This window comes from Natrinema thermotolerans (assembly GCF_031165565.1).
GTDB classification, from domain to species: Archaea; Halobacteriota; Halobacteria; order Halobacteriales; family Natrialbaceae; genus Natrinema; species Natrinema thermotolerans.
Genome location: NZ_CP101873.1, coordinates 4,214,161 through 4,237,937, shown reverse-complemented (window position 1 = coordinate 4,237,937; position 23,777 = coordinate 4,214,161). Strand labels below are relative to the sequence as shown.

Below are 23,777 nucleotides of genomic sequence, written 5' to 3'. Positions count from 1 at the left end.
TCAACAGCTCCAGCAGAAATCGTGATAGGCACACGAGTCACAGACCGGCTTCTCCTCGGCCGGTGGCGGCGATTCTGCGGTGACGACCTCACGGATTCCACGGATAGCCGATTCGACTTCGGCGCTGGTTTCCGGGGTCAGTTCGATCGTCTCGCGTCGTTTCTCTGTCGGATGTGCCAGGACACCAGTCTTCTCAACGCCGGTGACCCGATCGAGATACCAGAGGTAGAACAGCAGCTGCAGCCGCGCTGGTTCAGTCATCGACGACGAGGGTTTGACCTCCAGGATCTCGCCGCTGTCCAGTACGTCGATCGCGATGATCCCATCGACGCGCACGTCTCGGCGCTTGTCCGAGTAAGCCGAGTCGTCAACGTCGCTGCCGCGAACGATTGATGGCGTGTCACGATCGATCTCTACGTCACGGCTGAGGAACCAGAGTTCTCGCTCACAGACGACGTAGTACTGGAACATAACGCCGGTCAGCCGGAAGGGGAGTTCGGCGGTCTCGTCTCTAGCAGCGTCGAGAAACCGGTCGACAGGGTCAGTCGATGAATCGGTCATAGGAACCGGTCGTCGACGCTCGGCTCATCCACAGCGAGCCCCTTCGTTGTGTCGAAGTACGAGGTCCCCTGTGGCCGCCTGAGTACACAGAGGTCAGTATCACCGAGCGGTTCAAGGTGTCGAGCTGTCTCGGCCTCGGTCGAGTCTTGGCTGTAGATCGGGAGCGAAACAGTGATCTCCTTGGCTTCGTCGCGCCGGTCGTCGAACGCGTCGTAGTCGAATTCTCTCACGGCCAATTCCATCGCATCGACCAAATCACGGTCGGCGTCCGTTCGGCAGACGACCACGTCAACGCTCTCTCGTTGGCCGATCAGCGAGAGTGTGCCGAGCTTCGCTCCCTTCGCCTCATCGACCCACTCGACGTACTGTGGGGATCCCGGATTGCGACCGGCGACGAGACCGTAGTAGTGCTGAACGGCCTCGCGGGTCATCGTCCGTTCGGCGACGGTTCCGTCGTTCGCACCGATCGCGTCGAGTGTTTTGGAAGTCAGTGAAATCGTACTCACTCCCTCAGAGTCGTAGACGGCCTGTGCTGGGGTCTTGGTCGTGCCCGCTGGTGGAGCAAGCCACCAGAGCGTCACCGCTCCGAGATCACTCTCGAACGACCGGTTACACCGACCCGCCGCCTGAACGGCGCTATCGATCGGTGCGATGTCGCGGTACACTCGATCGAAGCTGATGTCTACCCCAGCCTCGATGAGCTGCGTCGACACCGCCACGATCGGAACGTCGTACTCGGTGAGTTGCTTCGTGGCTTCGATGAGCGCAAGCCGGTCCCGCGGACGAAGGCGAGTTGAGAGGTGGACGAGTGCTCGTTCGTTCGAACCGAGCGTCGCCTCGACCCGTTTGACGAGAGCGTCCACGTCAGCTCCGTCATCGTCGAGTTCCAACTCGAGACACCGACCAACGTCGACGACCGCTTCGCGTTCCTCGATCGAATCCGTGAGTTCGGTGGCGCTGTCGATGGTGTTACAGATCGCGAGTACCGACTCGGTCTCGCCGGTCTCGTTGAGGATCGTCCGGCCAGCGGTCTCGTAGTCTACTGTTGCGTCAGTGTCGTCGAACGCGAGTACAGAATCATGAATGTCGTACTCGACTCGTTCGAAGTGATCGAAGTATCTATCCACGTCGTTGACCAGTTCGAACGCGTCGTCGAACAGGGCTTGAGACGCCGCATCCTCGTCGTTTGTCGCCGGCTGGGTCGCAGTCATAGCGATGATCGTCGCGTTGTACTCTTCTGTGAGGATCGTCGTGATTCGGCGGACGAGCTTCCACCACTCCATTGGCAATGCCTGGGGCTCGTCCAGCACGATCACGGAATCGTACAGCGCCGGCAGTTTCATCGACTGGGTGTTACTCGGGCCAACGAGGCTCTCGAAGAGTTGGACGAACGTCGTGAGCGTCATCCCGGAGCGCCAGCTCTCGGCGACCATCTCCGCGAGTCGGGCATGCTCGTCGGGATCGTCATCTGGATCACCGAGTTTCGTCACCGTCTCGGCCAGATGGTGGTGGATCGTCAACAGGTCGTCTCGAGCGTCGGTATCGAACACGTCCGTGAGTTCGTCGGCGACCTGATCGATGACGGAGGTAAAAGGCAATGCGTAGACGACCCGTTCACTCTCGTTTCGGAGTGCGAGAGCAGCATTGAGACCGGTCAGCGTCTTGCCCATCCCGGTTGGTAGTGTCAGCGTTGCGATCGACGTATCCGAGTCGCGGAACTGCTCGACACCGTCGAGTACGTCGTCTCTCGCCTCGTCACGAAGCGTATCGAGAGCGTCTTCCTGACTGTCTCCGTCGGTATCTCCTCCTAGGTCGGCGATGTACTCCGAGAGCGTACGAGTATCCGGCTCGGATGCGTCGAGATCACCGTCCTCGACACCGGCAGCCACCGTTTTGTCGGCGAGAATCAGCCCACTCCAAAGCTGGAGGAGCAGTTCGTAGAACTCGTCGGAAGGTGCCGAGCGGTCGCTGCCGAAACCGAACATGGAGACGTGATCGTAGACGGTATCGAACAGGGAGTCGTCCGCATCGTTGATCTTCTCGGCGAACTCCTCCCACGACCCGTTACCGTCGGTAGCGTCAGAGACGAACGATCGCGCGAACGTCCGGCGATGGTCATTGACATTCTCGACCTGTTCGATCACGACTCGTTGGCGCTCGTTGCTCGCCTCGCTCTTGTTGTCGAAGCGCGAAACTCCTTCGACGTATTCCTCCGTATCGGGGAGACGACCGTGGTGTTTCGCGAGAGCGACGAAGGCCGCGAGACAGTCCTCGCTGTCGTAGCCCAACCGATCGAGGACATAGTACCCGAGATAGGCCCCGAACAGGGAGTGGTTCGTCCGCTTGCTGGTGTCTCGCTCATCAACCACGTACTCCTGGAACCACGTCGTCGCCTTCCCGAAGTCGTGACATCGTGCCACTATTGCCACCATCTCGGTGAGCGGGTCGTCGCCGATCGTCGTTGCATCTGTGGAGACGACGGACTCGGCCCGCTCGGCCACCTCGTTTAGGTGATCGAGGAGCAAGGTCGCCTCGTCACCGTCCTCGGCGGGATGAGAAATCGGCGTATCCACCATCAGGTGAACACCACGGTCCGATCATCCACTGAGTACGTCGCCACGTCAGTGAATGTGAGCGAGCCACCGTCCGGGTTGTAGGCGTAGGAGACGAACGCGCTGGTCGTCCGACCACCGTCGTCGCGTTCCATGAACGCGGGCGTCTGCTCGATCTGGTAGCGTGTCTCCGGATCGGGAACGATCGAGTCGACGGCTTCGGGGACGGTCGAGTCGATAGCTACCGTGTCATCGCCGGGTCCCTGCTCGATCGGGAACTCACCGTGGTAATCGACCGTCGCCAAGTACTCAGAGAGACCGAGGCTCGGAACGTAGTACGATTCACCCAATTCGAGCAGCAAGCGGAGTTGGTCGTATCGCTCGTCGTCATCGAGCCACACGTCGATCCGATAGGCAGGATCGACGAGGACCTCGTAGTTGTGCTGCTGTCGGGGCTTGGACGGATCGGGGAGCTTGATGGAAAGTTTTCCGCGAGGGTTTAGCGACGCCATGTGTTCGTCGGCGGTCGAGAGCGTGTTCATCGGTAGCTTCATCGTCCGCAGTTCGCTCGTTGGTTCGATTGCAACCAGCGACTCACCCGGGGCGAAAAGATCGTAGTAGCCGTCACGTTCGATGCCCAGCATCGCCGCGATCAAGCCGGCGACAGTGGTCCGCGGGATGACGCGGTACGTCTGTTTCACGATGTTACCCTCGATACGCCGGAAGTGTCCCCAGGGTCCGCTGACCGTGAACGACAGGCACGTCTCAGCGCCATCGGGGAGCCCCGATCCGGCCGGTGCGTACTCGGTCACAGGTCACTCCTCCGGCGCGGTCGCTTTCGCATCTTCGTACACATCGATCACCCGGACGGATTCACTACCGACCGCTGATTCGAGGGCATCGTAGAGGAACTCGTGGCCGCCCGTCTCACCGTCGACGGAGACTTCGAGGACATCGCTGGCGACGACGTGGACGGTGTCGATTCGATCGGACGCACCGTCGAGTCGCTCGAGCAGTGCCGACACGTCGACACAGATGTCGCGGACATTTCGGAGTTCCTCGACGGGTTCGGATTCTGCACTGTCGAGTTCGAGGTCCCGATCGAGTCCGCCGAGATGGAAGCTCTCGTCAGCGTACTCGACTCTGAGGTAGAGCCGGGGCTCCTGTCCGACCTTGCTCCGGCTGATCGTCTGATTCTTCAGCGCACGCCAGCACAGCGTGTCCAGCCGCCGCACGTCCCGATCCGATAGGAGCGTGTCTTCGGCCCCGTGTTCGTCGACGAGTCCGTGGAACCCGATGAAGGCATACTGGATCCGGTGGTCGTCGAGGTCGAACCCGCCCTGTGCCTTATCGTCGCCGGTCGCGATGACGCTGGTGAGGCTGTTGTACTCCTCGTTCTCCATGACTCGGTGGAGCGACTTGCCGGGTGAGAACTGAACGGGACCAGTGAAGTGATCCGGAAGGTGGTCGACTTTCTCGTCATCCATGTCGACGCTCATAGTCGCGCCGAAGTAGCGGATGTCGGCGCTGTTTTCGAGGAACTGACTGAAGACGGCGTTCTCGATGTCATCCTCGTCGACATCGTCGAGGTCGATGTCCTTGAGCCGGGCCTCGAGGAGATCCTCGCGAGTCGCCTGATCGCCGTCTTCCTTGACGTTGCGGATGTAGACGCCGTGGCCGTCGTCCTGTAGCTGATCCCGTAGGTAGCGCTTGAGGCGAACGTCGGTGACGATTGCTTGATCCGTATGGGGGTCGATCCGCGGTCGGTTCGCACCGCTGAGGGGGTTGCCGTTGGGGTTCGCGTCGACTGCGTCGTACGCGAAGACGATTTCGGATCTGTTCGAGACAGTGGGGTAGTGTTCACTCATTGGTATCGGGGGATTCGTCGGTGGTTTCGTCGTCGGTCGTTGCGTCGTCCTCGTTCGTCGATCGGTCGTTCATGCCGTAGGTCAGTCCCAGGGCGTAGTAGAAGCGCAGATCGTCGGTGCTGATCTCCCAGCCCGACGGATCGTTTCCAGCCATGGTTTCGACGATAGCGTTCGTGACTTCCTTGTACATCGTCGAGTTGATGTTCGACCCTTTCTTGGCCATCTCCCGGGAGTAGACGACATCTTTGTCGATTACCTCCTGGGTGATACGCTTGATCTTGGTTTTGGTCATCGACTTGATCGGGTACTGGTCGATGACAGTCGTCGACCGGTCGTGGTAGCCCTGCTGATAGGTGCCGACTTGGCCGACGAGCGTACCGAGCAGGAACGCACCCTTCCGCTCGGGGTCGTCAAGACCGTCCGTCTGTTCGATGAACGATTTAAGCTTCTCGGTGCGATCGAGGGCGGCTGTGCCGCCATCGGTTCGCGCGTGTTCTGGTTCCATAATGTTGTAATCGGGACCGTCGATCAGTGTCGATTCGGTATCGCCGGTGTCCGTCGTGACGAGATCAGCGTTTTCGAGCGCGCACAACTGTGCGAATTGGGAGGCGATCAGGAGTTCCGGCACATCGTCGCCGTCCCGATCGAGCAGTCGCTCGACGTAGGCACTGACGAGCTGGGTCCGCGGTACGGGGTCGCCGGCGAGGATCGACACATGGACATCGATTCGCTCGTCGTCCACCGTCGCATCGGTGTCCTCGTCGGTGAAGGGAAACGTCCGGTAGAGGTAGGCTCCCGATCCGACCATCTCTCGGAAATCCTGATACGTGGTGAGCGACCACTCCTCGTGGGAGGGCATCGGTGGTGTTCGATCCCCGTTCCTGTCGTCGTTCTCGTCGAAGACCCAACTTTCCGTGATCTGTTCGTGTCGCTCCCCGACCTCGGTGGGGTAGTGGATCCGGCCGTTCAGCGTCTCGCCGTACACGTCGAAGCGGGACATCTGGTGTTTCATGACCGCTGCGACGTAAAACCGCAGTCGACCCTCGGAATTCGCTTCGTGATCACCCAACTCGTCGTAGAGCGTCTGGACCGGACCCATGTCGTCGGCCTGTGTGACGCTGTGAAGCGCCGCGTACAGGTTGTACGTCTCCGCAGGTGTCGGCCGACCGAGGAAGTACGGGAGGTAATACACATCGGCGTTAAACGTCCGGTAGGAACAGGCGTCGACGAACTCCTCGGCATTCATCAGCGTGACTGCCCCGTCTTCGGAGATCGGATGACTCCGCCACGCTTCGTCCGGATCTAATCCCGGGAACTTCTCCATCTGCTTGCCGAGGAAGTAGTTGAGCGGGTCCTCCGCAGTGCCGACGGTTCGGGTGCGCTCACCGCTGATCAGATCGGTGGCCTGGCCAGCGGAGTTCGTCGCCTGTCCCTTCGAGACCAGTTTCGAGAGCTTCCGTGCACGCATCGCCTCGTTGAACACTGGCACGTCGCCGGGCCACTCGTAGTCCGCACCCACTTCTCGTCGAACCTGTACGGTTAGGAGTGCTGTAGTCGAACCGCCGAGTTCGGCCTTGACTGCAGACCGGATCCGGTCGAGATTCGATTCCTCATCGCCCACGGTTGCCAGCCCGCGAATAACCTCTCCATCCGGGCACTCGTCGGCAACATCCTGAACGACATCGTCAGTCGCCCACTTGGTCAGGCGCTCGCAGGCGTAGCGGGCCAACTTCTCAGGATTGCTGTTGCGTCCCGAGCGGTGAGTAACGCTGTGATCAATCCCGCGCGCGGCGTTGTACTTACAGTGGGCGACTTTCTGGATGAGATCGTCGGCATACTGGGTAATCTTGACGGGCTCATCTGCGTCGAGTGCGGGTCGGTCACCGGAGAGATCGACCCGGACGACAATCAGGCTCTCTTCCGCTCCGATCAGGTCGTTGGCCTGGTCGGGTGTCAGATACGCTGCGTAGTCGCCACCACCGGCCGTCGCCAGCGTGTACAGGCGACCGTAGAGATGCTGGATATCCCGGAGCGACGAGATCGGTCGCTCCGGGAGTTCGTCTTCCAGTCGCTCGGGTGGGTACTCGTCGTAGAACTCGTCAGGATCAAGCATCGACGCGTTCCCTCTGGCCCGATCGCTGGTTCTCTTTCTCGGTGATGTTGACGAACCCGAATCCGAGCGAATTCCGCTCGCCAATACCGGTGTCGAGCGCGAGATTCAGATGGCGTCGGTGGTGGTCGTCGCGGACGGTATAGTCGAACCGCCATTTGCTCAACACCCACGTCTCGCGTTGACCCTGTGTCACGGTCACCGGAATCGAGAACGTCTTGATCAGGTCTGCGCCGTCGAACAGATCGTCGCTAGTTTCCGACGGCCCGGGCAAGTAGTCGGGACAAAACAGGTCGTGTTTCTTATCGAGATTGTTCTCGACCTGATTGCGGAATGGCTCCACCGTATGTTGGGGTCGCCAGAATTCCGCCTCATCGTGGTCGGTGTCGATGCCGTACTCCTCGAAGCGCCACGGCGGGATCCGAACTAACACGCCCGTCCCTGTCTCGATCGTGCCCGACGTACCCGGTTCGCCTACGTCAGTCGCCAGTCCGTTGACCGAATCGACATGGAAGGGCATCTCGCCGATATTTAACTCTCGGTTGTCTTTGAGATCGGCCGCAACGTTGGCGAGCAGTTCTTCATGTGGCGACGCTACGAGTAACGTCCGCTCGTCGCCCTCTCGCATATCTCTCGGCGGAAACGGATTACTGTACGTGAACCCCTTCGGACGATCCTTGTCGTGTATTTCGTCGTATTCGGTCCCATCAAGCGCGTTCCAGATCCGGCCTCGAAGCTTGTGATGGTACGTATTATCGTAGGCCGTATCCGCGCGCGCTCGCAGGTGTGCTATTACTCGCATTCGTGCATCTCCCTATTCCGTGTCATTATGTCATTGTGGTACACTAACCAATCGTGTCATTATAAATGTGGTTGTACTAGTGTGGAATTATAATTCTATTAGATCTATGTGAAACTATCTTTGACCTGCAGCAACATCCGGGATATTATTACGCCATCTCTCCCCGTATTCATAGACAAACGAGTTCCCCTGTCTGCGTTTTCTGTCAAATAGTTATTCGATAGTTTCTCTCTCCTCTCCGAAGGTGTAGCGGTTGGTTTGGCTCCTTCGCCTTAGCCCACGGTGGTGTTTAGTTAAGCGTGAAAAGTGAGGCGTGCTGATTTCCAGCTGGTTCATGGCAGAAATCGCGCGCTTCAGCGGTAGTAGCGGCTGGATTGATTTGGATTTTGTGGAGCGTGAGCGGACACCGCGTCAACTGATGGAGTTGGGTATTCGACTCCATCTGTCCGGATTATCGCTTTCGAATACCGTTCGAGAATTAGAGAAGTTCGGTGTCCAGCGTTCACGGAAGGCCGTTCACGATTGGACCCACAAGTGTGATCTACAGCCCGCCACTGATGCGTCACCGAATCACGTTGCGCTCGACGAGACGGTGATTCGGATCGACAATCAACAGTACTGGCTGTATGCTGCTGTCGCTCCCAAATCGAACGAATTGCCCCATATACGGCTGTTTTCGACAACTACGACCGCTCTTACAGAGCTGTTTTTACAGGAACTGACCGAGAAACACGACGTCGAGAACGCCGTGTTTCTCGTCGATGGAGCAAAACATCTCCAGGCTGCACTCCGTCGATCTGGGCTCCGATTTCGATACGAAAAACATGGAAATCGGCACGCTTCTGAACGTGTCTTTCGCGATATAAAGCGACGTACCTCTTCGTTCTCAAACTGTTTCAGTCACGCAAAACCGTCAACAGCTGAATCCTGGCTCCAAGCCTTTGCGGTCTGGCACAATGCTACAAACTAAACACGACCGACCAAGTAAAAGAAAGGCAAAAATAGTTCTTTTCGGCTGGTTACACTGTCTTCTTTGAGTAAGTGGCAAAATTTTACATTTGATGTAACCGTAGTGTTCGTATGAGCAAAACGTTCGAGTTCATAGGGAACTACGAGGAATTAGATTTGGCATATGATTCTGTTGTTGGAGATATGTGGCTCAGAAGAGACGGGGAAATATTGGTTATATAACATACCCACCTCACTTTCTCCCAGAAGACGGTCGCTATCTCTTTGCGCGGCACCACGTAGAACTGACGTTGTCCACTGAACCACTGGGAACGAAAACATTGGTTGATGCGACTGTTTCGACCAGAGAATTCAACGGACAAATCGTTCAGGTCGGGTTCGACGCCCCTACCTTTGACCTATTCTCCCTCAAGACTGAGGACCCGGTAGCCCAAATCAAACTACCACTGGAATATCCACCTGACGGAGTAGATGAAGAAGGCGATAGTTGTTACATCTCTATCCGCTTAGAATATGATCACGAAGGTATGCTGGATTATTACGATGAGAGCGAAATTGAATATTACAGGGAACAGTTTCCTGATAAGGTCAAAGAGATGGAAGAGCATCTCTAATTTGTTACGGAATAGCTGTGAATTCCAATACTATTCTTTGAAGGTTATCCACCAGAATATTTCACAATGATCGTCACACTCGACCTGGAGATCATCGTCGACGATCTGCATGAAACACTCCTCGAGGCCGAACAGGCGCTGAGAGAAATCGACGAACAACTTCCCGAACCATTGATGCTCGACAGGTCACTCACCGAACTGCACGCTACTGCAGACGCGTATGCTCGGCTCGATTCTCCCGATTCCTGATTGACCTACGAGAGGTCTCACGGGCGCAAGTCCCCGAAGACGTAGAGATCATCCACGACCTTTCCGAAATCGATATGCTTGCTGCACAAGGCGATGAGAGCAAGGTCGGCGGGCCGTCCGCGACAACGCCGGATATAAAGGTCGATTGGAGCGGTGACAAAGGCGGAGCAGTCAAGGAACAGTCGGGTCCCTCCGTTGACGAGCGGAGCAACAGCCATAATCACGATGGTCCGCCAAAGAACACCGAGTATCAGTGGGACAAACGGGTACAGGACGTTGGTGACTACACCGACAAGCCCGACGATGGGAAATCCGTCCATGATACGACCACTGGAGAGGGAACTCGCGTCGCAGTTGTCGACACGGGGGTTTCCCCGAACCATCCGGACCTCGAAGGCGTCGTGAACGAGGAGCTATCAGCCAATTTCACGACCGATGGACTCGGGTTCGAGCCGAACGGTGCAGGCGATCACGGCACCCACGTCGCTGGTATCATCGCAGCGACGAACTCCAACGACGGTCCTGCGGGGGGTGGCCTCGGGACCGCACCGGATACGGAAATCGTTTCACTCCGAGTGTTCTCCCGGAAAGAAAACTACACGAGCGATTCGCTGGCCGCGTTTCTCTACGCCGCAGAGGTCGGCTGCGACGCCGCGAACTACAGCGTCGGCTACCCGGCCCCGTACGTCGATCCGGAGGAGTACCCGTGGCTCATAGGTATCAGAGACGCATACCGCCGGACGGCGAAAGCCGTCCGAGAGAAGGGAATGCTCATCGTCAATTCCGCTGGCAACGATGGCCTGAACATGGACACGGAGAACATCCTCAGCCTCCCGACGGAGGTTGAGGGCATCTTCGGGGTGAGCGCGACCGGTCCGATCGGCGTCGGCTGGGGAGACAAACATAGTGACAACGAGGAGAAGTGGCTGACGGAGAACCGGCTGGAGGAGCCGACGACCCAGCCAGCTTTCTACACGAACTACGGGAGTGCCGTCGACGTGAGTGCTGCCGGTGGGAACGCAGATGTGGAGGAGCTTTCGGAGAACCCCGACGCGTACAATGACCTCGTCTATTCGACGGTCATTTCGACGGATGAACAGGGGAATGTCGTCCCTGGCTACGGGTGGAAGGCAGGTACATCGATGGCGGCACCGCAGGTAACGGCTGCAGTCGCACTTGTCCGGTCGCTCCGCCCCGATGCAGGTGTCGAAGAGGTTGAGCGTCTGATCAAAGATACTGCAACCATGCCCGAGGAAGGCGAGTTATACCACGGCGATGGGCATCTCGACCTCGAGCGTCTGATCAAAGCCGCGAAGTAACGCGAATTAGCCTTTTTTAGGTCATCCGTCGCCAGATGCATGCTGACGTCGGCCTCCAGTTCTGCCTTTGGTCATTCGTTCTCTATCTCGAGTATTATTTTGGCGGCCGAGTAGAAGCAACGATCATGTGTTTGATTTTCGCGAGTATACTCGAGATGGATCAAATCGAGGGTATTGATTCCTGAACTGCTTCCCAGTCTTGGATTCGTACGTAAAATTGAACCGCTGTAGACTCCGCACCACGAGTGCGATACGGGAAGTAGTTCTCAGTCTCTGTTCTTGCTACCGTGACCGAGAATTTCTGGTGTCCGACATGTGTCGTGTATGCAGCACTCCTCGAGGCTGCGACCGACGGCGACACGTCCATTGGCAACGCAGCCGACAGTGCTAACACCACACACACCGTAGAGAAGACTGCCGAATCGGACGAGAGTAGCACTGAGGCACCGATCCCCGATTCGGCAGCCGATTCTGACGACCTGCACCCGGACGCGAAGGGCCTCGCGATCGGCGAAGTTCTCGGGTTCGATCGCGACGGGACGACCGAGTACGTCTTCCAGGCGGCCGATGCCGCCGACCGCCCGTTCCGCATGCGTGTCTTCGACGACGATCCGACGCTGACGGACGGTCTTCGGACGTACGTCGGTGGCGCTGTTCGGAGTAGCGTTTGAAGAACGAGGCAGTTGGGGTTCGAGGTGTCCATGCTTGAATTCCAACGCCCTAGTGGAGCTATAGTAGCCGCTGAAAGTCACACGATCTGATAGAGTTGAGTATCCAACTTCAGCTGTGCCAATCATCACTTTTGGATACTGTATATATCTTATATAGTTTCGGTGTCAAACGGGCACGATCGACCGTCTATAACTATGCAAAAAGCCGACCGACAGCCGACATATGGTACCCAGCCTGATCACGTCGCACTCGACGAAACCGTGATCCAACTCGACGATCAGCGGTACTGGCTGTACGCTGCTGTTGCTTCCGAGACCGATGAACCTCCACGTTAGATTCTTTCCAACGCGAAATCTGGACTCATCAGCCAATTCCTCGCTGAACTATGCGAGAAAGACGACGTCGAAGACGCTGTGTTTCTCGGCGGTTCAGGCCCCTGGCTCCACGCTGCACTCCACCGACACGGGCTCCGATTTCGAAACGAGACACGTGGAAATTGGAGTACTGTTGAACGTCTCTTTCAAGAGGTAAATAGTTAGACCTACCAGTTTGGATATCTCTTCAGAAATGCAGAACTAGCAACCGCCGAACCTGGCTCCAGAGCTACGCGTATTGCTGGAACCAGCCAATCTGAACATAGCCTGTGGCCACTATCCGAGTGTTTCAACCATATCGGTAGATCCCCGCTGTGATCGCGATCGACCGCCATCCGTGGTTACCGGTCGGGGACGTTTTTACGGACAAAGTCGATCGTCTCTTCGATCGACGTTCCGGGACCGAAGATCGCAGCAGCCCCCGCCGCTTCGAGTTCGTCGCGGTCCTCTTCCGGAATCACGCCGCCGACGAGTACGAGCGTCTCCTCTTTCGCGCCGTATTCCTCGAGGCCGTCCATGATTTTCGGGACGAGCGTATCGTGCGCCCCGGAGAGAATCGAGATGCCGAGGACGTCGATGTCCTCTTGCACTGCAGCCTGGACGATGTCGTCGGGTGCTTTGTGGAGTCCGGAGTAGATGACCTCGAAGCCGGCGTCACGGAACGCTCGGGAAATAACGTGTGCGCCACGGTCGTGGCCGTCGAGACCGACCTTTGCAACCAGACACCGAATCGTCCGCTCATCGTTCTCGATACTCATGGATCCCGGTTCGAAGGGGGAACGTATGTTTCTATCGGAGTCACCAAGTTTTGACCGTCGAAACGGCGCTTCCGACCGGGGAACGACGGGCTCGGGAATCGGTGGGGAGCGACGTCTGACGGGAGACCGGCTCAGACCGGGCTGATCTCCTCTCGATACGCGCCGTGGTGGTCTTCGAAGACCTGCATGATCTCCCCCATCGTCGCGTAGGCCTTGACGGCGTCGACGATGTACGGCATGACGTTCTCCTCGCGTTCGATCGCGTCCGACAGCGCCTCGAGCGTCGCATCGACGGCCGCATCGTCGCGGTCGGCTTTGACCTGTTCTAAGCGCTCGAGTTGGCGATCCCGCGTCGTTTCGTCGACGTGTAACAGCTCCGGCGAAGTGTCTTCCTCGATGGTGTACTCGTTGACGCCGACGACGACTTCCTCGCCGCGTTCGACGCGTTGCTGGTACTCGTAGCTCGCTTCCTGAATCTCGCGGTGATAGTAGCCCTGGTTGATGCCCTCGAGGACGCCGTCGCGGATCGAGCCGTCGCCCATTGCTTTGATCTCCTCGAGATAGTCCATGATCTCGGCTTCCATCTCGTTTGTGAGTTTCTCGATGGCGAAGGAGCCGCCCATGGGGTCGACGATATCGGCCGCGCCGGATTCCTCGGCGATTATCTGCTGGGTCCGCAAGGCGACGCGGACTGCCTTCTCGCTTGGCAGCGCCAGCGCCTCGTCGAAGCTGTTGGTGTGCAGCGACTGAGTGCCGCCGAAGACGCCTGCCAGCGCCTGGATCGTCACCCGGACGATGTTGTTCAGCGGCTGCTGGGCCGTCAGCGATTGGCCCGCCGTCTGGGTGTGGAACTTCATACGCTTGGATTCGGGCTCGTCCGCGCCGTACCACTCCTCCATCAGACGGGCGTAGACACGGCGTGAGGCCCGGAACTTCGCGACCTCCTCGAAGATGGAGTTGTGTGAGTTGAAGAAAAACGACAGCAACGGGCCGAACTCGTCGACGTCGAGTCCGCGCTCGAGACAGTCCTCGACGTAGGCGAAGCCGTCGGCGAGCGTAAAGGCGGCCTCCTGGGCCGCGGTCGAGCCGGCCTCCCGGATGTGATAGCCCGAGATCGAGACCGGGTGGAATTTCGGCGTCTCCTCGACGGCGAACTCGATCGTGTCAGTGACGATCTCGAGGGAGGGCTCCGGCGGGATGACCCACTCTTTCTGCGCGATGAACTCCTTCAGCATGTCGTTCTGGAGGGTCCCCCGGACTTCGTCACGGGGGACACCCTGCTGGTCGGCCAGCGCGATGTACATCGCGTAGATGACCGCTGCCGACGGGTTGATCGTAAACGAGGTCGACACGTCATCGATGTCGATGCCGTCGAACAGGATTTCCATGTCCCGGAGCGTGTCGACGGCGACACCCTCCTTGCCGACCTCGCCTTCGCTCATTGGATGATCCGAGTCGATCCCCATCAGCGACGGCATGTCGAACGCCGTCGAGAGCCCGGTCTGGCCCTCGTCGATCAAGTAATGAAAGCGTTCGTTGGTTTCCTCTGCGGTCCCGAACCCGGCGAACTGGCGCATCGTCCACGTGCGCCCGCGGTACATCGTCGGATACGGCCCCCGCGTGTACGGTGGCTCACCGGGGAACCCGAGGTCCTCGTCGAACTCGAGGTCGGCGATGTCTTCGGGCGTGTAGAGGCGATCGACCTCGTGGTTCGAGACCGTCGCGAATCGCTCTTTGCGCTCGCCGCGTTCTAACGACGGATCGAGCGTCTCCGCTTCCCACGACTCCCGTTGTTGGGAAATCTCCGCCAGTTCTTGCTCGTCGAACATTGTCTAGCGTATAGATGCAACTCTTCTAAAATGTTGTGCCGCTCGAGGCGACTCTCCGGCGGGAGTGACGATCGACGGCCGGAGTCGGCGGCCGACACCGGGGATGCGATGGATATTGAGTATATAGATGATACAAATTACCAATTGTAACAAAAGATTCAAGATTGCGCGTTCTGATTGGCAGCGTATGGGTGTTAATTACACTACAGAAGCAGACAGCTTCGAGTGGGATATCCCGGATTCGTATGCGATCACGTCGGTCGTCACGGACCACGCCGACTCGGTCGGCGATCGCGTCGCCGTCCGGTTCTTGGACGACGAGGGGGCCCGTGAGGAACGGACCTACGCCGATATCCGGGACGACATGAACCGCTTTGCCAACGGCCTCGAGTCCCTCGGCGTCACCGAGGGCGACCGGGTGATGCACCTGTTCCCGCGCCATCCCGACGCGTTCGCGATCCAACTCGGTGCGCTGGCGACCGGCTCGCTGCTGGTCCCCTGTTCGTCGATGCTGCGCTCGAAAGACATCGCGTTCCGGGCCGACGACTGTTCCGCGACGAGTATCGTCGTCCACGAATCGCTGACCGACATGGTCGAACCGGTACTCGAGGAGACCCCACTCGAGCGGGTCATCGTCCTCGACGGTTCCGAAGACGACCTGCAGGGCGAGGGATGGACGACGGTCGCGGACGTCATGGCCGAGGAGTCGACCGACTACGACGGCCCCGAGTTGGCTGCCGAGGATCCGATGACGATCAACTACACCAGCGGAACGACCGGCCAGCCCAAACCGGTGTTGCATAAACACCGCTGGCAGTACTGTTTCAACCGGATCAACGCCCCCTACTGGTGGGGCGTCGACGAGGACACCGACCTCGAGGACGAACTGCTGTGGGCCACCACAGGGACCGGCTGGGCGAAGTGGTTCTGGAGCCCGGTCGGCGTCGGCCTGACGACGGGCGCGACCCAACTCATCTACGACGGCGAGTTCGAGCCCGACACGTTCCTCGAGATCATGGAAGCGGAAGGGGTCACCAAGCTCTGTGCCGTCCCGACCCAGTACCGGATGTTCGCCAACGCCGACCTCGAGGACTACGATGTCACCCTCAACGACGCGCTTTCGGCGGGCGAGCCACTCAACCGTGAGCCGATCGAGCGCATTCAGGACGCTTGGGGCGTGACCCCGCGTGACGGCTACGGCCAGACCGAGACCGTTGCCTTGGTGACGAACTACCCCGGAATCGACGTCAAACCCGGAAGCATGGGCAAGCCGACGCCCGGTGTCGGCGCGACGATCATCGACGTCGACGACGAGGAAACGGTCGAGTCCGGCGAGATCGGTGAGATCGCCGTGCCGGTCGACTCGCCGGCGATCTTCGACGGCTACTACGAGAAACCGAACCTCGACGAGCAGAAACTCTCCGGCGACTACTACCGCACGGGCGACCTCGCCTCCCGCGATGAGGACGGCTACTTCTTTTTCGAAGGCCGGGCCGACGATATCATCATCTCGTCGGGCTATCGCATCGGTCCCTTCGAGGTCGAGGACGCCCTCGTCACCCACGATGCCGTCGCCGAGGCCGCCGTCGTCGACAGTCCACACGAAGAACGCGGCAGCGTCGTCAAGGCCTACGTGATCCTCGCCGAGGGCCACGAGGGCACCGACGAACTGAAAGACGACTTACAGTCGTTCATGAAAGAAGAGACGGCCCCCTACAAGTACCCCCGCCGGATCGAGTTCACCGACGAACTCCCCAAGACCTCGAGCGGGAAGATCCGCCGCGTCGAACTCCGCAAAGAAGAGCAGCAGAAACACGGCCTGTAGCCGGGTCGACGCCCGCTGGAGTGGGGTTCGTAGCGCGAATTGGCTCCGTTATTCTGCCGGACGGAAAACGATCGTCCGCTCGCCGTCAGTCTCGTTGGATTCGACGGTCGCGGTGACGCGGTCACCGATTTCGACGGCCGTTTGATCGATGCCTCGCACGACTCCCGTGAGTCGGACGCCGCCGAAGTCGACGACGGCGGTGACGTAGGGGGCGTCGTCTTCGAACTGCGGCGTCGGGACGGACACGGTCGTGTGCGTGACGATCTCGCCGGCCGACGGGAGGTCCCGCTCCGTGAGATTGCGATCGCCACAGTGCGGGCAGGCACGCCGTGGTGGCAGCAGGCCGTGCCCGTTCTCGCAGCTGCGGTAGTAGCCCTCGCCCGCTGCAAGCGCCTCGAGGAACGCGTCGTACTCGCCGTTGGTCACGTCCGTCATCACTCCATCACCTCCAGAACGTGAACGGTCGCACTGGCGACGGTCCCACCAGCGTTCTGGGCGACGCCGACCGTGGCGTCGTCGACGGCATCGGCCCGCGGATGGGTGCCGTCGAGCAGCGTCGCGATGGCAGCCACCTGGGCGGCCCCGGTTGCGCCGACCGGATGGCCCTTCGCTTTCAGGCCGCCGGAGAGGTTCACCGGCAACTCGCCGTCACGGCACGTCTCGCCGCGGCGGGCTGCCCCGATCGCCTCGCCGTGACTGTAGAGGCCGAGCCCCTCGAGGGCGAGGACTTCGGCGATCGTAAAGCAGTCGTGAACCTCCGCGACGGAGATATCGCTGGGTTCGATGCCGGCGTCGTCGTAGGCGTCCACTGCCGCGTCGCGGGTTGCAGGCGTCTTCGAGAGCGACTGGCGATCGTGCAGCGCCATCGTATCGCCGCCGTGGCCGGCACCCGTGATCGCCACGTCGGCCTCGAGGTCGTGTTCCGCGGCGTATTCGGGGGTGGTCAAGACGATCGCGGCCGCCCCGTCGCTGATCGGACAGGCGTCGTACAGGGTAAACGGGGACGCGATCTCGGGTGCATCGAGTGCGTCCGCGACCGTGATCTCCTGTCGGAGATGGGCGTGGTCGTTGGCGAGTGCGTTGTCGTGGTTTTTGACCGCGATATGGGCCAGATCCTCGTGGGTGCCGCCGTACTCGTCGAAGTAGGCCCGAGCCATCAGCGCGTACGCGCCGGGGAAGGTGACACCCGACCGGACTTCATAGAGATCGTCGGCCGCACTGGCCAGCCCTTTCGTCGCCCCGGCCGTGCCCATGTTCGTCATCCGCTCCATACCACCAGCAACGACGACATCGGACTCGCCGCTTCGGATCGCACGCACGGCGTCGTGGACCGCGAGCCCGCTCGAGGCACAGGCGCTTTCGATCCGTCGCGATGGGACGGTCGTGCCGAGTGCCTCCGCCATGAGCGGCCCCTGATGACCCTGCCCTTCCGAGAGGGTGCCGACGAAGTTGCCGTAGAAGAGTTCGTCGACGTCCCCGGCCGGGACGCCGGCGTCCTCGAGAGCGGCGAGCCCGGCGTCTGCGAACATGTCCCTGCCCGTCCGATCGGGGTGGGAGCCAAACGTCGTCATGCCTGTGCCGGCGAGTTGCACCTGTGTCATTAGTTATCACCGTCACATATCAGTTCGTACGGTATAGCTGTGTCGGACGACGGCCGGTGGTTGTGACCGTCGGTTCCGCCACTGACGAGAGTCGGGACATTTACTACGACAGTCCGACCACCACGAAATGATGGTTGCAGACGTAGAGACGATCGACCGTGTCGGCGTCGTCGGCGCTGGCACGATGGGCAGTGGTATCGCACAGGTCACCGCAACGGCAGGCTACGACGTCGTCATGCGCGACGTCGAACAGGAGTTCGTCGACAGTGGTTTCGAGACGATCGACGACAGTCTCGGCCGACTCGTCAGCAGAGACGCTCTGACCGAGGACGAAGCCGACGCGGCCCGCGACCGGATCACCGGCACGACCGACCTCGAGGACCTCGCGGACTGCGATGTCGTCGTCGAGGCTGCCGTCGAGAACCTCGAGATCAAACGCGACATCTTCGCCGATCTCGATGAAACCTGTCGCGACGACGCCGTCCTCGCGACGAACACGAGTACGCTCTCGATTACCTCGATCGCGAGCGCGACCGAGCGACCGGCGGCCGTCGTCGGGCTGCACTTCATGAATCCCGTCCCGGTGATGGAGGGCGTCGAGATCGTCGTCGGCGAGAAGACCGGCGACGACGTCACCGCGCTGGCACACGAATTCGCCGAGGACCTCGGGAAGACGACCTGGGAGGCCGACGACAAGCCCGGCTTCGTCACCAACCGGATCCTGATGCCCTGGATCAACGAGGGGATCCGGGCCTACGACGAGGGCGTCGCCTCCAAAGACGACATCGACACGGGAATGGAACTCGGGACCAACGTGCCGATGGGACCGCTGACGCTGGCCGACCACATCGGCCTCGACGTCTGTCTCCATGCCTCCGAGACGCTCCACGAGGAGTTAGGTGATCGGTACAAGCCGGCCTATCTCCTCAAGCGCAAGGTCGAAGCGGGAGATCTCGGCAAGAAGACTGGACGCGGTTTCTACGAATACGAGTAACGCGTCGCGTTACTCGGTCAGGTGCCGTGCGATAACCTCCTTTTGTATTTCGGAGGTCCCCTCGTAGATCGTGGTGATCTTGGCGTCGCGGTAGTAGCGCTCGACGTCGAAGTCCTTGGTGTAGCCGTAGCCGCCGTGGACCTGTACCGCCTCGTTTGCGACGTCGACCGCCGTCTCGCTGGCGAAGTACTTCGCCATACTCGCTGCCTGCGGATCGAGGCCACCGTCGTTTTTCCGGGCGGCGTCACGTGTCAGCAGGCGTGCGGCCTGAACGTCCGTCTGCATGTCCGCGAGCTTGTGGGCGATCGCCTGATGGTTGCTGATCGGCTCGCCGAACTGTTCGCGTTCGTTGGCGTAGCTTACGGCAGCGTCGAGGGCCGCCTGGGCGACGCCGACGGCCTGACTGGCGATCGCGATCCGGCCACCGGTCAGGATCGAGAACGCGGCCTTGAGCCCGTCACCGACTTCGGTCAGGCGATTCTCCTCGGGGATCCGCACATCGTCGAAGAGCAGCGTCGTGGTGTCGCTGGCACGCAGCCCGAGCTTGTCCTCTTTCTTGCCGATCTCGAGGCCGGGCGTGTCCTTGGGCACCAGAAACTGAGTCACGGTGTCGGGATCGTCGCGGTCGGTCTTCGCGAACAGGATAACGACGCCCGCACGTTTGCCGTTCGTGATCCACTGTTTCTTCCCGTTGATGACGTATTCGCCGTCCTCGAGGCGGGCCTCGGTACTCATCTCGGCCGGGTTCGAGCCGGCGTCGGGTTCCGAGAGCGCGAACGCGCCGACAGGGCGACCGTCGACCATCTTCGGCAGCCACTCCTCTTTGTGTTCGTCGGTGCCGAACTGGCGGATACACGAGGTGGCCAGACAGTGGACCGACAGCGCCGTCGCAACTGCCAGATGCCCCCGCGCAATCTCTTCGTTGACGATGCTGTAGGTCACTTTGTCGGCGTCGAACCCACCGTACTCTTCAGGGACCGTGAGCCCGGTCAGATCGAGTTCCGCGAGCCCGTCCCAGACGTCTTCCGGAAACGTCTGGGCCGCGTCGTGTTCGTCGACCGTGTCGGCGACTTCCTTCTCGACGAACTCCCGAACGGTGTCCTGTATCAGTTGCTGGTTGTCTGTTAGCTCCATACACGCTGATTCGTGGGCGGGATAGTAAAGCGTACGATTCCGCTGTGAGAACGCCGTCGATACCGGTACGAGCGCTTGCTACAGTGGCGTGGCGCGGAGATAGGTAAGTAAAAGTAGCGGCTCCCGCGAGAGGGAGGTATGACGATTCGACAGTCCAGAGAGGCGGCAGTCGAACGTATCGACGACGGCGATACGGTCGGCGTTGGCGGCTTCGTCGCCGTCGGGATTCCCGAATACGTTCTCGAGGCACTCGGCGAGCGATACGCCGAAACGGGCCAGCCCCGCGATCTCACCCTCTATCATCCCGCCGCGGAAGGCGACCGGCAGGGCCGTGGGCTCTCGCATCTGGTCCAAGAGGGGATGCTCGAGCGCACGATCGCGAGCCACTGGGGCTTTACGCCCGACCTGATGGAGAAGGTCGTCAACAACGAGATCGAGGCCTACAACCTCCCCTTCGGCGTGATGGATCACCTGCTTCGCGATACCGCCGCGGGCAAGCCCGGCACGCTCAGCCACGTCGGGCTGGGAACGTTCGTCGATCCGCGCCAGGACGGTGCGAAGGCCAACGACATCACCGACGAGGATATCGTCGAGGTCATGACCGTCGACGGCGAGGAGTATCTCTTCTATCAGTCGGTGCCGATCGACGTCGCGATCATCCGTGGGACGACGGCCGACGAGGACGGCAACATCACCATGGAACGGGAAGCCCTCGACTCGAACGTGTTGGCGATGGCCCAGGCCGCCCACAACTCCGGCGGCACGGTGATCGCCCAGGTCGAGCGCGTCACGGAGTCGGGCACGCTCACCGCCCGCGACGTGGCCGTCCCCGGCGTGCTGGTCGATTCCGTCGTCGAAGCCCCGCCGAGTCACCACCAGCAGACGTACGCGGAAGACTACAACCCCGCCTACAGCGGCGAGATCAAGCAGCCGACCGACGACGACAGCGAGCCGCTCCCGCTCGACGAGCGGACGATCATCGCCCGCCGGGCGGCGATGGAACTCGAGCCGGATTCGGTCATCAACCTCGGCGTGGGCGTCCCGGAACTCGTCCCGGTGGTCGCGGCCGAAGGCGACATCGCAGACGAGATCACCCAGACCGTCGAATCGGGACCGGTCGGCGGGGCTGCCTCCGGCGGCATCAGCTTCGGGACCGCCGTCAACCACGAGGCGCTGGTCTCCTCGACCCAGCAGTTCGACTTCTACGACGGCGGTGGCCTCGACATGGGCTTTCTGGGGATGGCACAGGTCGACGCGATGGGCAACATCAACGTCAGCCGGTTCGGCTCGCAGCTACCCGGCTGTGGCGGCTTCATCAACATCACGCAAAACGCCGAGAAGGTCGTCTTCTGTGGCACGCTGACGACCGACGGCCTCGAGATCGAGGCCGGCGACGGTGAACTCTCGATCGAGAGCGACGGCTCGAGTTCGAAGTTCGTCGACTCGGTCGAGCAGATCACGTTCAGTGGCGAGTACGCCGTCGAAATCGATCAGCCGATCGTCTACGTGACCGAGCGCGCGGTCTTCGAACTCACCCCCGAGGGCCTCGAACTCACGGAGGTCGCACCCGGGATCGACGTCGAAGCCGACGTGATCGACCGGCTGGGCTTCGAGCCGCTCGTGGCCGACGATCTCGCGGAGATGAACCCGGCACTGTTTGCCGACGAGCCGCTCGACCTGACCGACGCGATCTAGGCGGGGCCGAGCCCGTTCTCGAACCGACAAAGCAGGAACCGTTAAGCGAGGTTACGTCAAATACCGATCCGATGGTTGCATACGACAACCTCTCGATCGATCACGACGACGGCGTCGCAACGGTGACGCTCGAGAGTACTGCCGGGCGAAACGCGCTCACACTCGAGATGGCCAACGAACTGGTATCGGCGGCGACGACCCTCGGCGAGGACCCCGACACGCGGTGTATCGTCCTCACGCATGCGGGCGATTTCTTCGGCTCCGGCGCGGACCTCGGCGCGCTCTCCGGTGACGAGTCCGACGCGGCCCACATCCGGGAGCTGGCTGGACGGGCCCACGAAGCGATCGTCCAGTTTCACCGGACGAAGACACCAGTCGTCGGCGGCGTCAACGGCATCGCCGCCGGGATCGGCTTTAGCCTGACGCTGTTCCCGGACCTGCTCGTCCTCGGCGAGGACGCGACGCTCAAATTCGCGTATCCCGGGATCGGCCTGACCGGCGACGGCGGCGCGACGTTTTTCCTGCCGCGGCTCGTCGGGCTGCGAGCTGCCAAGGAACTCGTCCTGAAAGACGACCCCATCAGCCCTGCGGAGGCCCGCGAGCTGGGACTGGCAAACGAGGTCGTCCCCAGCGACGAGTTCGACGACCGACTGGCCGAACTCGCCGCCGAGCTGGCGGCAGGGCCGACCGCGGCGTTCGGGACGACGACCCGACTGCTGACCGACAGCTACGAGCGCTCGCTCGAGCAACAGCTCGCGGCGGAGACTGACGGCATCGCAGACGCGACCCGAACGGAGGACTACGAGCGCGGTCTCGATGCCTTCTTCGACGACGGCGAGCCCGAGTTCGTCGGCCGCTAGTGGGGACGGAACCGGGTCAGACGTAATCTAGATTGACCTGTGTCACGTTCGCCGATCGCTTGACGATGTCGGCGATCTCCTCGCGGCGTTTCTCGTCGATTCGACTCTGCGGGCCACAGACACAGATCGCCCCACGGATTTCGTCGCTTTTGTCCAGCACCGGCGCGGAAATACAGACCATGCCGGCGATGCGTTCGCCCTCGTCGATGGCGTACCCCTGCTCGCGGATCTCCGCGAGCTGCTCGAAGAGGGCGTTGGGGTCGGTGATGGTCCGGTTCGTCATCTCCACGAGGCCCTGCCGGTCGATGATCCCCTGAACGCGGTCCTCGGGCATGTGTGCCAGAATCGCTTTCCCGGGGGCTGCCGCGTGCAACGGCATGCGCGCACCGGGATACGCGAACAGATTCACGGCGTCGGGACCTTCCTGGACCGCGACGATCACACACTGGTCGTTTTCCTCGACCAGCAGCGTCACGTGTTCGCCGGTCTCGGCTGCGATGTCCTGAAGTTCGTCGCTGACGGCCTGAAACACCTCCAAGCGATGGCGCTGTCGGTGACCGACCTCGAGAAACCGGGTCGTCGTCGAATACTCCTTGTCCTCGACCGTGACGTAGCCCGTCTCGACGAGCGCCTGGAGATAGTTGTGGACGGTACTGACGGGCATCTCGAGACGATCCGCGAGTTCCGATACCCGCCCGCCACCGTTTTCCGCGAGTTCGTCGACGATCCTGAACGCCCGTTCGACCGATCGGTTTGCTGTGCCCGTCATCACCCACATCATTCCACTGCGCTCATAGAAATGTTTCGGCTCTGTTGAATGGTGTTTCGAGTCATACCGGGCGATCGTGACCGGAATTCCGAACCGACCCCGGCCGCTATGGACTCGAGCCGTCGGTTTCTGTCGGATACCGACCCAGCAGTACTCGGAGGGTGATGCCGTCGCTGTGTGATCGCCGTCCGGGCGCTGCAGTCAGTTTCGGGTGTGACGAAA

General features: G+C 60.7%; 21 protein-coding genes. 9 read left to right on the top strand and 12 right to left on the bottom strand.

The annotated features are described in order from the left end of the window. From cas4 to cas6, 6 genes are read right to left on the bottom strand one after another with little or no spacing between them, the layout of a single operon-like run. Nucleotides 1-561, bottom strand: a complete 561-nt coding sequence (cas4, locus tag NP511_RS21760) for a CRISPR-associated protein Cas4 (RefSeq protein ID WP_049967067.1) — start codon at nt 559-561, stop codon at nt 1-3. Then, nucleotides 558-3,137, bottom strand: coding sequence for a CRISPR-associated endonuclease Cas3'' (locus NP511_RS23005; protein ID WP_049967068.1), 2,580 nt, complete (start codon nt 3,135-3,137; stop codon nt 558-560). Before NP511_RS23005 ends, cas4 begins: the two co-directional genes overlap by 4 nt. Next, a complete protein-coding gene (cas5b, locus tag NP511_RS21750) occupies nt 3,137-3,925 on the bottom strand; it encodes a type I-B CRISPR-associated protein Cas5b (protein ID WP_049967069.1) in 789 nt (262 codons plus the stop codon). Before cas5b ends, NP511_RS23005 begins: the two co-directional genes overlap by 1 nt. A gap of 3 nt (nt 3,926-3,928) precedes the next feature. Next, nucleotides 3,929-4,981, bottom strand: a complete 1,053-nt coding sequence (gene cas7b, locus NP511_RS21745) for a type I-B CRISPR-associated protein Cas7/Csh2 (protein WP_049967070.1) — start codon at nt 4,979-4,981, stop codon at nt 3,929-3,931. Continuing rightward, nucleotides 4,974-7,094 (bottom strand): type I-B CRISPR-associated protein Cas8b/Csh1, encoded by a 2,121-nt coding sequence (gene cas8b / locus NP511_RS21740; protein WP_049967071.1) that lies wholly within the window; start codon nt 7,092-7,094, stop codon nt 4,974-4,976. The genes cas7b and cas8b overlap by 8 nt, the downstream gene beginning before the upstream one ends. After that, entirely contained in the window at nt 7,087-7,893 is an 807-nt protein-coding gene (gene cas6, locus NP511_RS21735; protein ID WP_049905438.1) for a CRISPR-associated endoribonuclease Cas6, read from the bottom strand. The genes cas8b and cas6 overlap by 8 nt, the downstream gene beginning before the upstream one ends. Nucleotides 7,894-8,227: 334 nt before the next feature. Between cas6 and NP511_RS21730 the strand changes: the two genes are divergently transcribed. The 5 genes from NP511_RS21730 to NP511_RS21710 all read left to right on the top strand — a co-directional run bounded on the left by NP511_RS21730 (nt 8,228) and on the right by NP511_RS21710 (nt 11,715). Continuing rightward, entirely contained in the window at nt 8,228-8,863 is a 636-nt protein-coding gene (locus tag NP511_RS21730; protein WP_084158374.1) for an IS6 family transposase, read from the top strand. A 289-nt stretch (nt 8,864-9,152) separates the two neighbouring features. Continuing rightward, a complete protein-coding gene (locus NP511_RS21725) occupies nt 9,153-9,476 on the top strand; it encodes a hypothetical protein (protein WP_136396954.1) in 324 nt (107 codons plus the stop codon). A gap of 66 nt (nt 9,477-9,542) precedes the next feature. Further along, entirely contained in the window at nt 9,543-9,725 is a 183-nt protein-coding gene (locus NP511_RS21720; protein ID WP_049967072.1) for a hypothetical protein, read from the top strand. A gap of 74 nt (nt 9,726-9,799) precedes the next feature. Then, nucleotides 9,800-11,044 carry a S8 family peptidase gene (locus NP511_RS21715; RefSeq protein ID WP_233274392.1) on the top strand — a complete coding sequence of 415 codons (1,245 nt, stop codon included), beginning with the start codon at nt 9,800-9,802 and terminating at the stop codon, nt 11,042-11,044. Between the two features lie 320 nt (nt 11,045-11,364). After that, nucleotides 11,365-11,715 carry a hypothetical protein gene (locus tag NP511_RS21710; protein WP_049967075.1) on the top strand — a complete coding sequence of 117 codons (351 nt, stop codon included), beginning with the start codon at nt 11,365-11,367 and terminating at the stop codon, nt 11,713-11,715. Between the two features lie 716 nt (nt 11,716-12,431). Here the strand turns inward: NP511_RS21710 and NP511_RS21705 are convergent. Together NP511_RS21705 and NP511_RS21700 are read right to left on the bottom strand one after the other, a co-directional pair. Then, nucleotides 12,432-12,848, bottom strand: a complete 417-nt coding sequence (locus NP511_RS21705) for a cobalamin B12-binding domain-containing protein (protein ID WP_049967076.1) — start codon at nt 12,846-12,848, stop codon at nt 12,432-12,434. Between the two features lie 131 nt (nt 12,849-12,979). Beyond that, the gene (locus NP511_RS21700; protein ID WP_049967077.1) at nt 12,980-14,677 is read right to left on the bottom strand and encodes an acyl-CoA mutase large subunit family protein; all 1,698 of its coding nucleotides are present in this window, start codon (nt 14,675-14,677) and stop codon (nt 12,980-12,982) included. A 187-nt stretch (nt 14,678-14,864) separates the two neighbouring features. Between NP511_RS21700 and NP511_RS21695 the strand changes: the two genes are divergently transcribed. Then, nucleotides 14,865-16,502 carry an acetate--CoA ligase gene (locus NP511_RS21695; RefSeq protein WP_049967078.1) on the top strand — a complete coding sequence of 546 codons (1,638 nt, stop codon included), beginning with the start codon at nt 14,865-14,867 and terminating at the stop codon, nt 16,500-16,502. A gap of 48 nt (nt 16,503-16,550) precedes the next feature. On the opposite strand, the gene NP511_RS21690 is transcribed toward NP511_RS21695, so the two are convergent. Together NP511_RS21690 and NP511_RS21685 are read right to left on the bottom strand one after the other, a co-directional pair. Continuing rightward, nucleotides 16,551-16,937 carry a Zn-ribbon domain-containing OB-fold protein gene (locus tag NP511_RS21690; RefSeq protein WP_006648220.1) on the bottom strand — a complete coding sequence of 129 codons (387 nt, stop codon included), beginning with the start codon at nt 16,935-16,937 and terminating at the stop codon, nt 16,551-16,553. Continuing rightward, on the bottom strand, nt 16,937-18,103 hold the full coding sequence (locus tag NP511_RS21685) for a thiolase C-terminal domain-containing protein (protein WP_049967079.1): 1,167 nt from the start codon (nt 18,101-18,103) through the stop codon (nt 16,937-16,939). The genes NP511_RS21690 and NP511_RS21685 overlap by 1 nt, the downstream gene beginning before the upstream one ends. A 130-nt stretch (nt 18,104-18,233) precedes the next feature. Between NP511_RS21685 and NP511_RS21680 the strand changes: the two genes are divergently transcribed. Next, entirely contained in the window at nt 18,234-19,097 is an 864-nt protein-coding gene (locus NP511_RS21680) for a 3-hydroxyacyl-CoA dehydrogenase family protein (RefSeq protein ID WP_049967157.1), read from the top strand. Nucleotides 19,098-19,106: 9 nt separating this feature from the next. Here NP511_RS21680 and NP511_RS21675 read toward each other — a convergent pair whose 3' ends face one another. Next, the gene (locus tag NP511_RS21675) at nt 19,107-20,231 is read right to left on the bottom strand and encodes an acyl-CoA dehydrogenase family protein (RefSeq protein ID WP_006648223.1); all 1,125 of its coding nucleotides are present in this window, start codon (nt 20,229-20,231) and stop codon (nt 19,107-19,109) included. Nucleotides 20,232-20,369: 138 nt separating this feature from the next. Here NP511_RS21675 and NP511_RS21670 point away from each other — a divergent pair, with 138 nt between their 5' ends. Together NP511_RS21670 and NP511_RS21665 are read left to right on the top strand one after the other, a co-directional pair. After that, nucleotides 20,370-21,926 carry an acyl CoA:acetate/3-ketoacid CoA transferase gene (locus NP511_RS21670; protein ID WP_049967080.1) on the top strand — a complete coding sequence of 519 codons (1,557 nt, stop codon included), beginning with the start codon at nt 20,370-20,372 and terminating at the stop codon, nt 21,924-21,926. A 71-nt stretch (nt 21,927-21,997) separates the two neighbouring features. After that, on the top strand, nt 21,998-22,786 hold the full coding sequence (locus NP511_RS21665) for an enoyl-CoA hydratase/isomerase family protein (RefSeq protein ID WP_049967081.1): 789 nt from the start codon (nt 21,998-22,000) through the stop codon (nt 22,784-22,786). 16 nt (nt 22,787-22,802) lie between these two features. Here the strand turns inward: NP511_RS21665 and NP511_RS21660 are convergent, their stop codons facing one another. Further along, on the bottom strand, nt 22,803-23,555 hold the full coding sequence (locus NP511_RS21660) for an IclR family transcriptional regulator (protein WP_049967082.1): 753 nt from the start codon (nt 23,553-23,555) through the stop codon (nt 22,803-22,805). Nucleotides 23,556-23,777 lie beyond the last annotated feature (222 nt).

Excerpts from the sequence above, each read along its gene's own strand:
- cas8b (WP_049967071.1), bottom strand. The coding sequence starts at position 7,094 with ATGCTTGATCCTGACGAGTTCTACGACGAGTACCCACCCGAGCGACTG.
- NP511_RS21715 (WP_233274392.1), top strand. The coding sequence starts at position 9,800 with ATGCTTGCTGCACAAGGCGATGAGAGCAAGGTCGGCGGGCCGTCCGCG.
- NP511_RS23005 (WP_049967068.1), bottom strand. The coding sequence starts at position 3,137 with ATGGTGGATACGCCGATTTCTCATCCCGCCGAGGACGGTGACGAGGCG.
- NP511_RS21670 (WP_049967080.1), top strand. The coding sequence starts at position 20,370 with ATGACGATTCGACAGTCCAGAGAGGCGGCAGTCGAACGTATCGACGAC.
- NP511_RS21660 (WP_049967082.1), bottom strand. The coding sequence starts at position 23,555 with ATGACGGGCACAGCAAACCGATCGGTCGAACGGGCGTTCAGGATCGTC.
- NP511_RS21720 (WP_049967072.1), top strand. The coding sequence starts at position 9,543 with ATGATCGTCACACTCGACCTGGAGATCATCGTCGACGATCTGCATGAA.
- NP511_RS21685 (WP_049967079.1), bottom strand. The coding sequence starts at position 18,103 with ATGACACAGGTGCAACTCGCCGGCACAGGCATGACGACGTTTGGCTCC.
- NP511_RS21695 (WP_049967078.1), top strand. The coding sequence starts at position 14,865 with ATGGGTGTTAATTACACTACAGAAGCAGACAGCTTCGAGTGGGATATC.
- NP511_RS21665 (WP_049967081.1), top strand. The coding sequence starts at position 21,998 with ATGGTTGCATACGACAACCTCTCGATCGATCACGACGACGGCGTCGCA.
- NP511_RS21675 (WP_006648223.1), bottom strand. The coding sequence starts at position 20,231 with ATGGAGCTAACAGACAACCAGCAACTGATACAGGACACCGTTCGGGAG.
- NP511_RS21690 (WP_006648220.1), bottom strand. The coding sequence starts at position 16,937 with ATGACGGACGTGACCAACGGCGAGTACGACGCGTTCCTCGAGGCGCTT.
- cas6 (WP_049905438.1), bottom strand. The coding sequence starts at position 7,893 with ATGCGAGTAATAGCACACCTGCGAGCGCGCGCGGATACGGCCTACGAT.
- NP511_RS21705 (WP_049967076.1), bottom strand. The coding sequence starts at position 12,848 with ATGAGTATCGAGAACGATGAGCGGACGATTCGGTGTCTGGTTGCAAAG.
- cas7b (WP_049967070.1), bottom strand. The coding sequence starts at position 4,981 with ATGAGTGAACACTACCCCACTGTCTCGAACAGATCCGAAATCGTCTTC.
- NP511_RS21680 (WP_049967157.1), top strand. The coding sequence starts at position 18,234 with ATGGTTGCAGACGTAGAGACGATCGACCGTGTCGGCGTCGTCGGCGCT.
- NP511_RS21700 (WP_049967077.1), bottom strand. The coding sequence starts at position 14,677 with ATGTTCGACGAGCAAGAACTGGCGGAGATTTCCCAACAACGGGAGTCG.
- NP511_RS21730 (WP_084158374.1), top strand. The coding sequence starts at position 8,228 with ATGGCAGAAATCGCGCGCTTCAGCGGTAGTAGCGGCTGGATTGATTTG.
- cas4 (WP_049967067.1), bottom strand. The coding sequence starts at position 561 with ATGACCGATTCATCGACTGACCCTGTCGACCGGTTTCTCGACGCTGCT.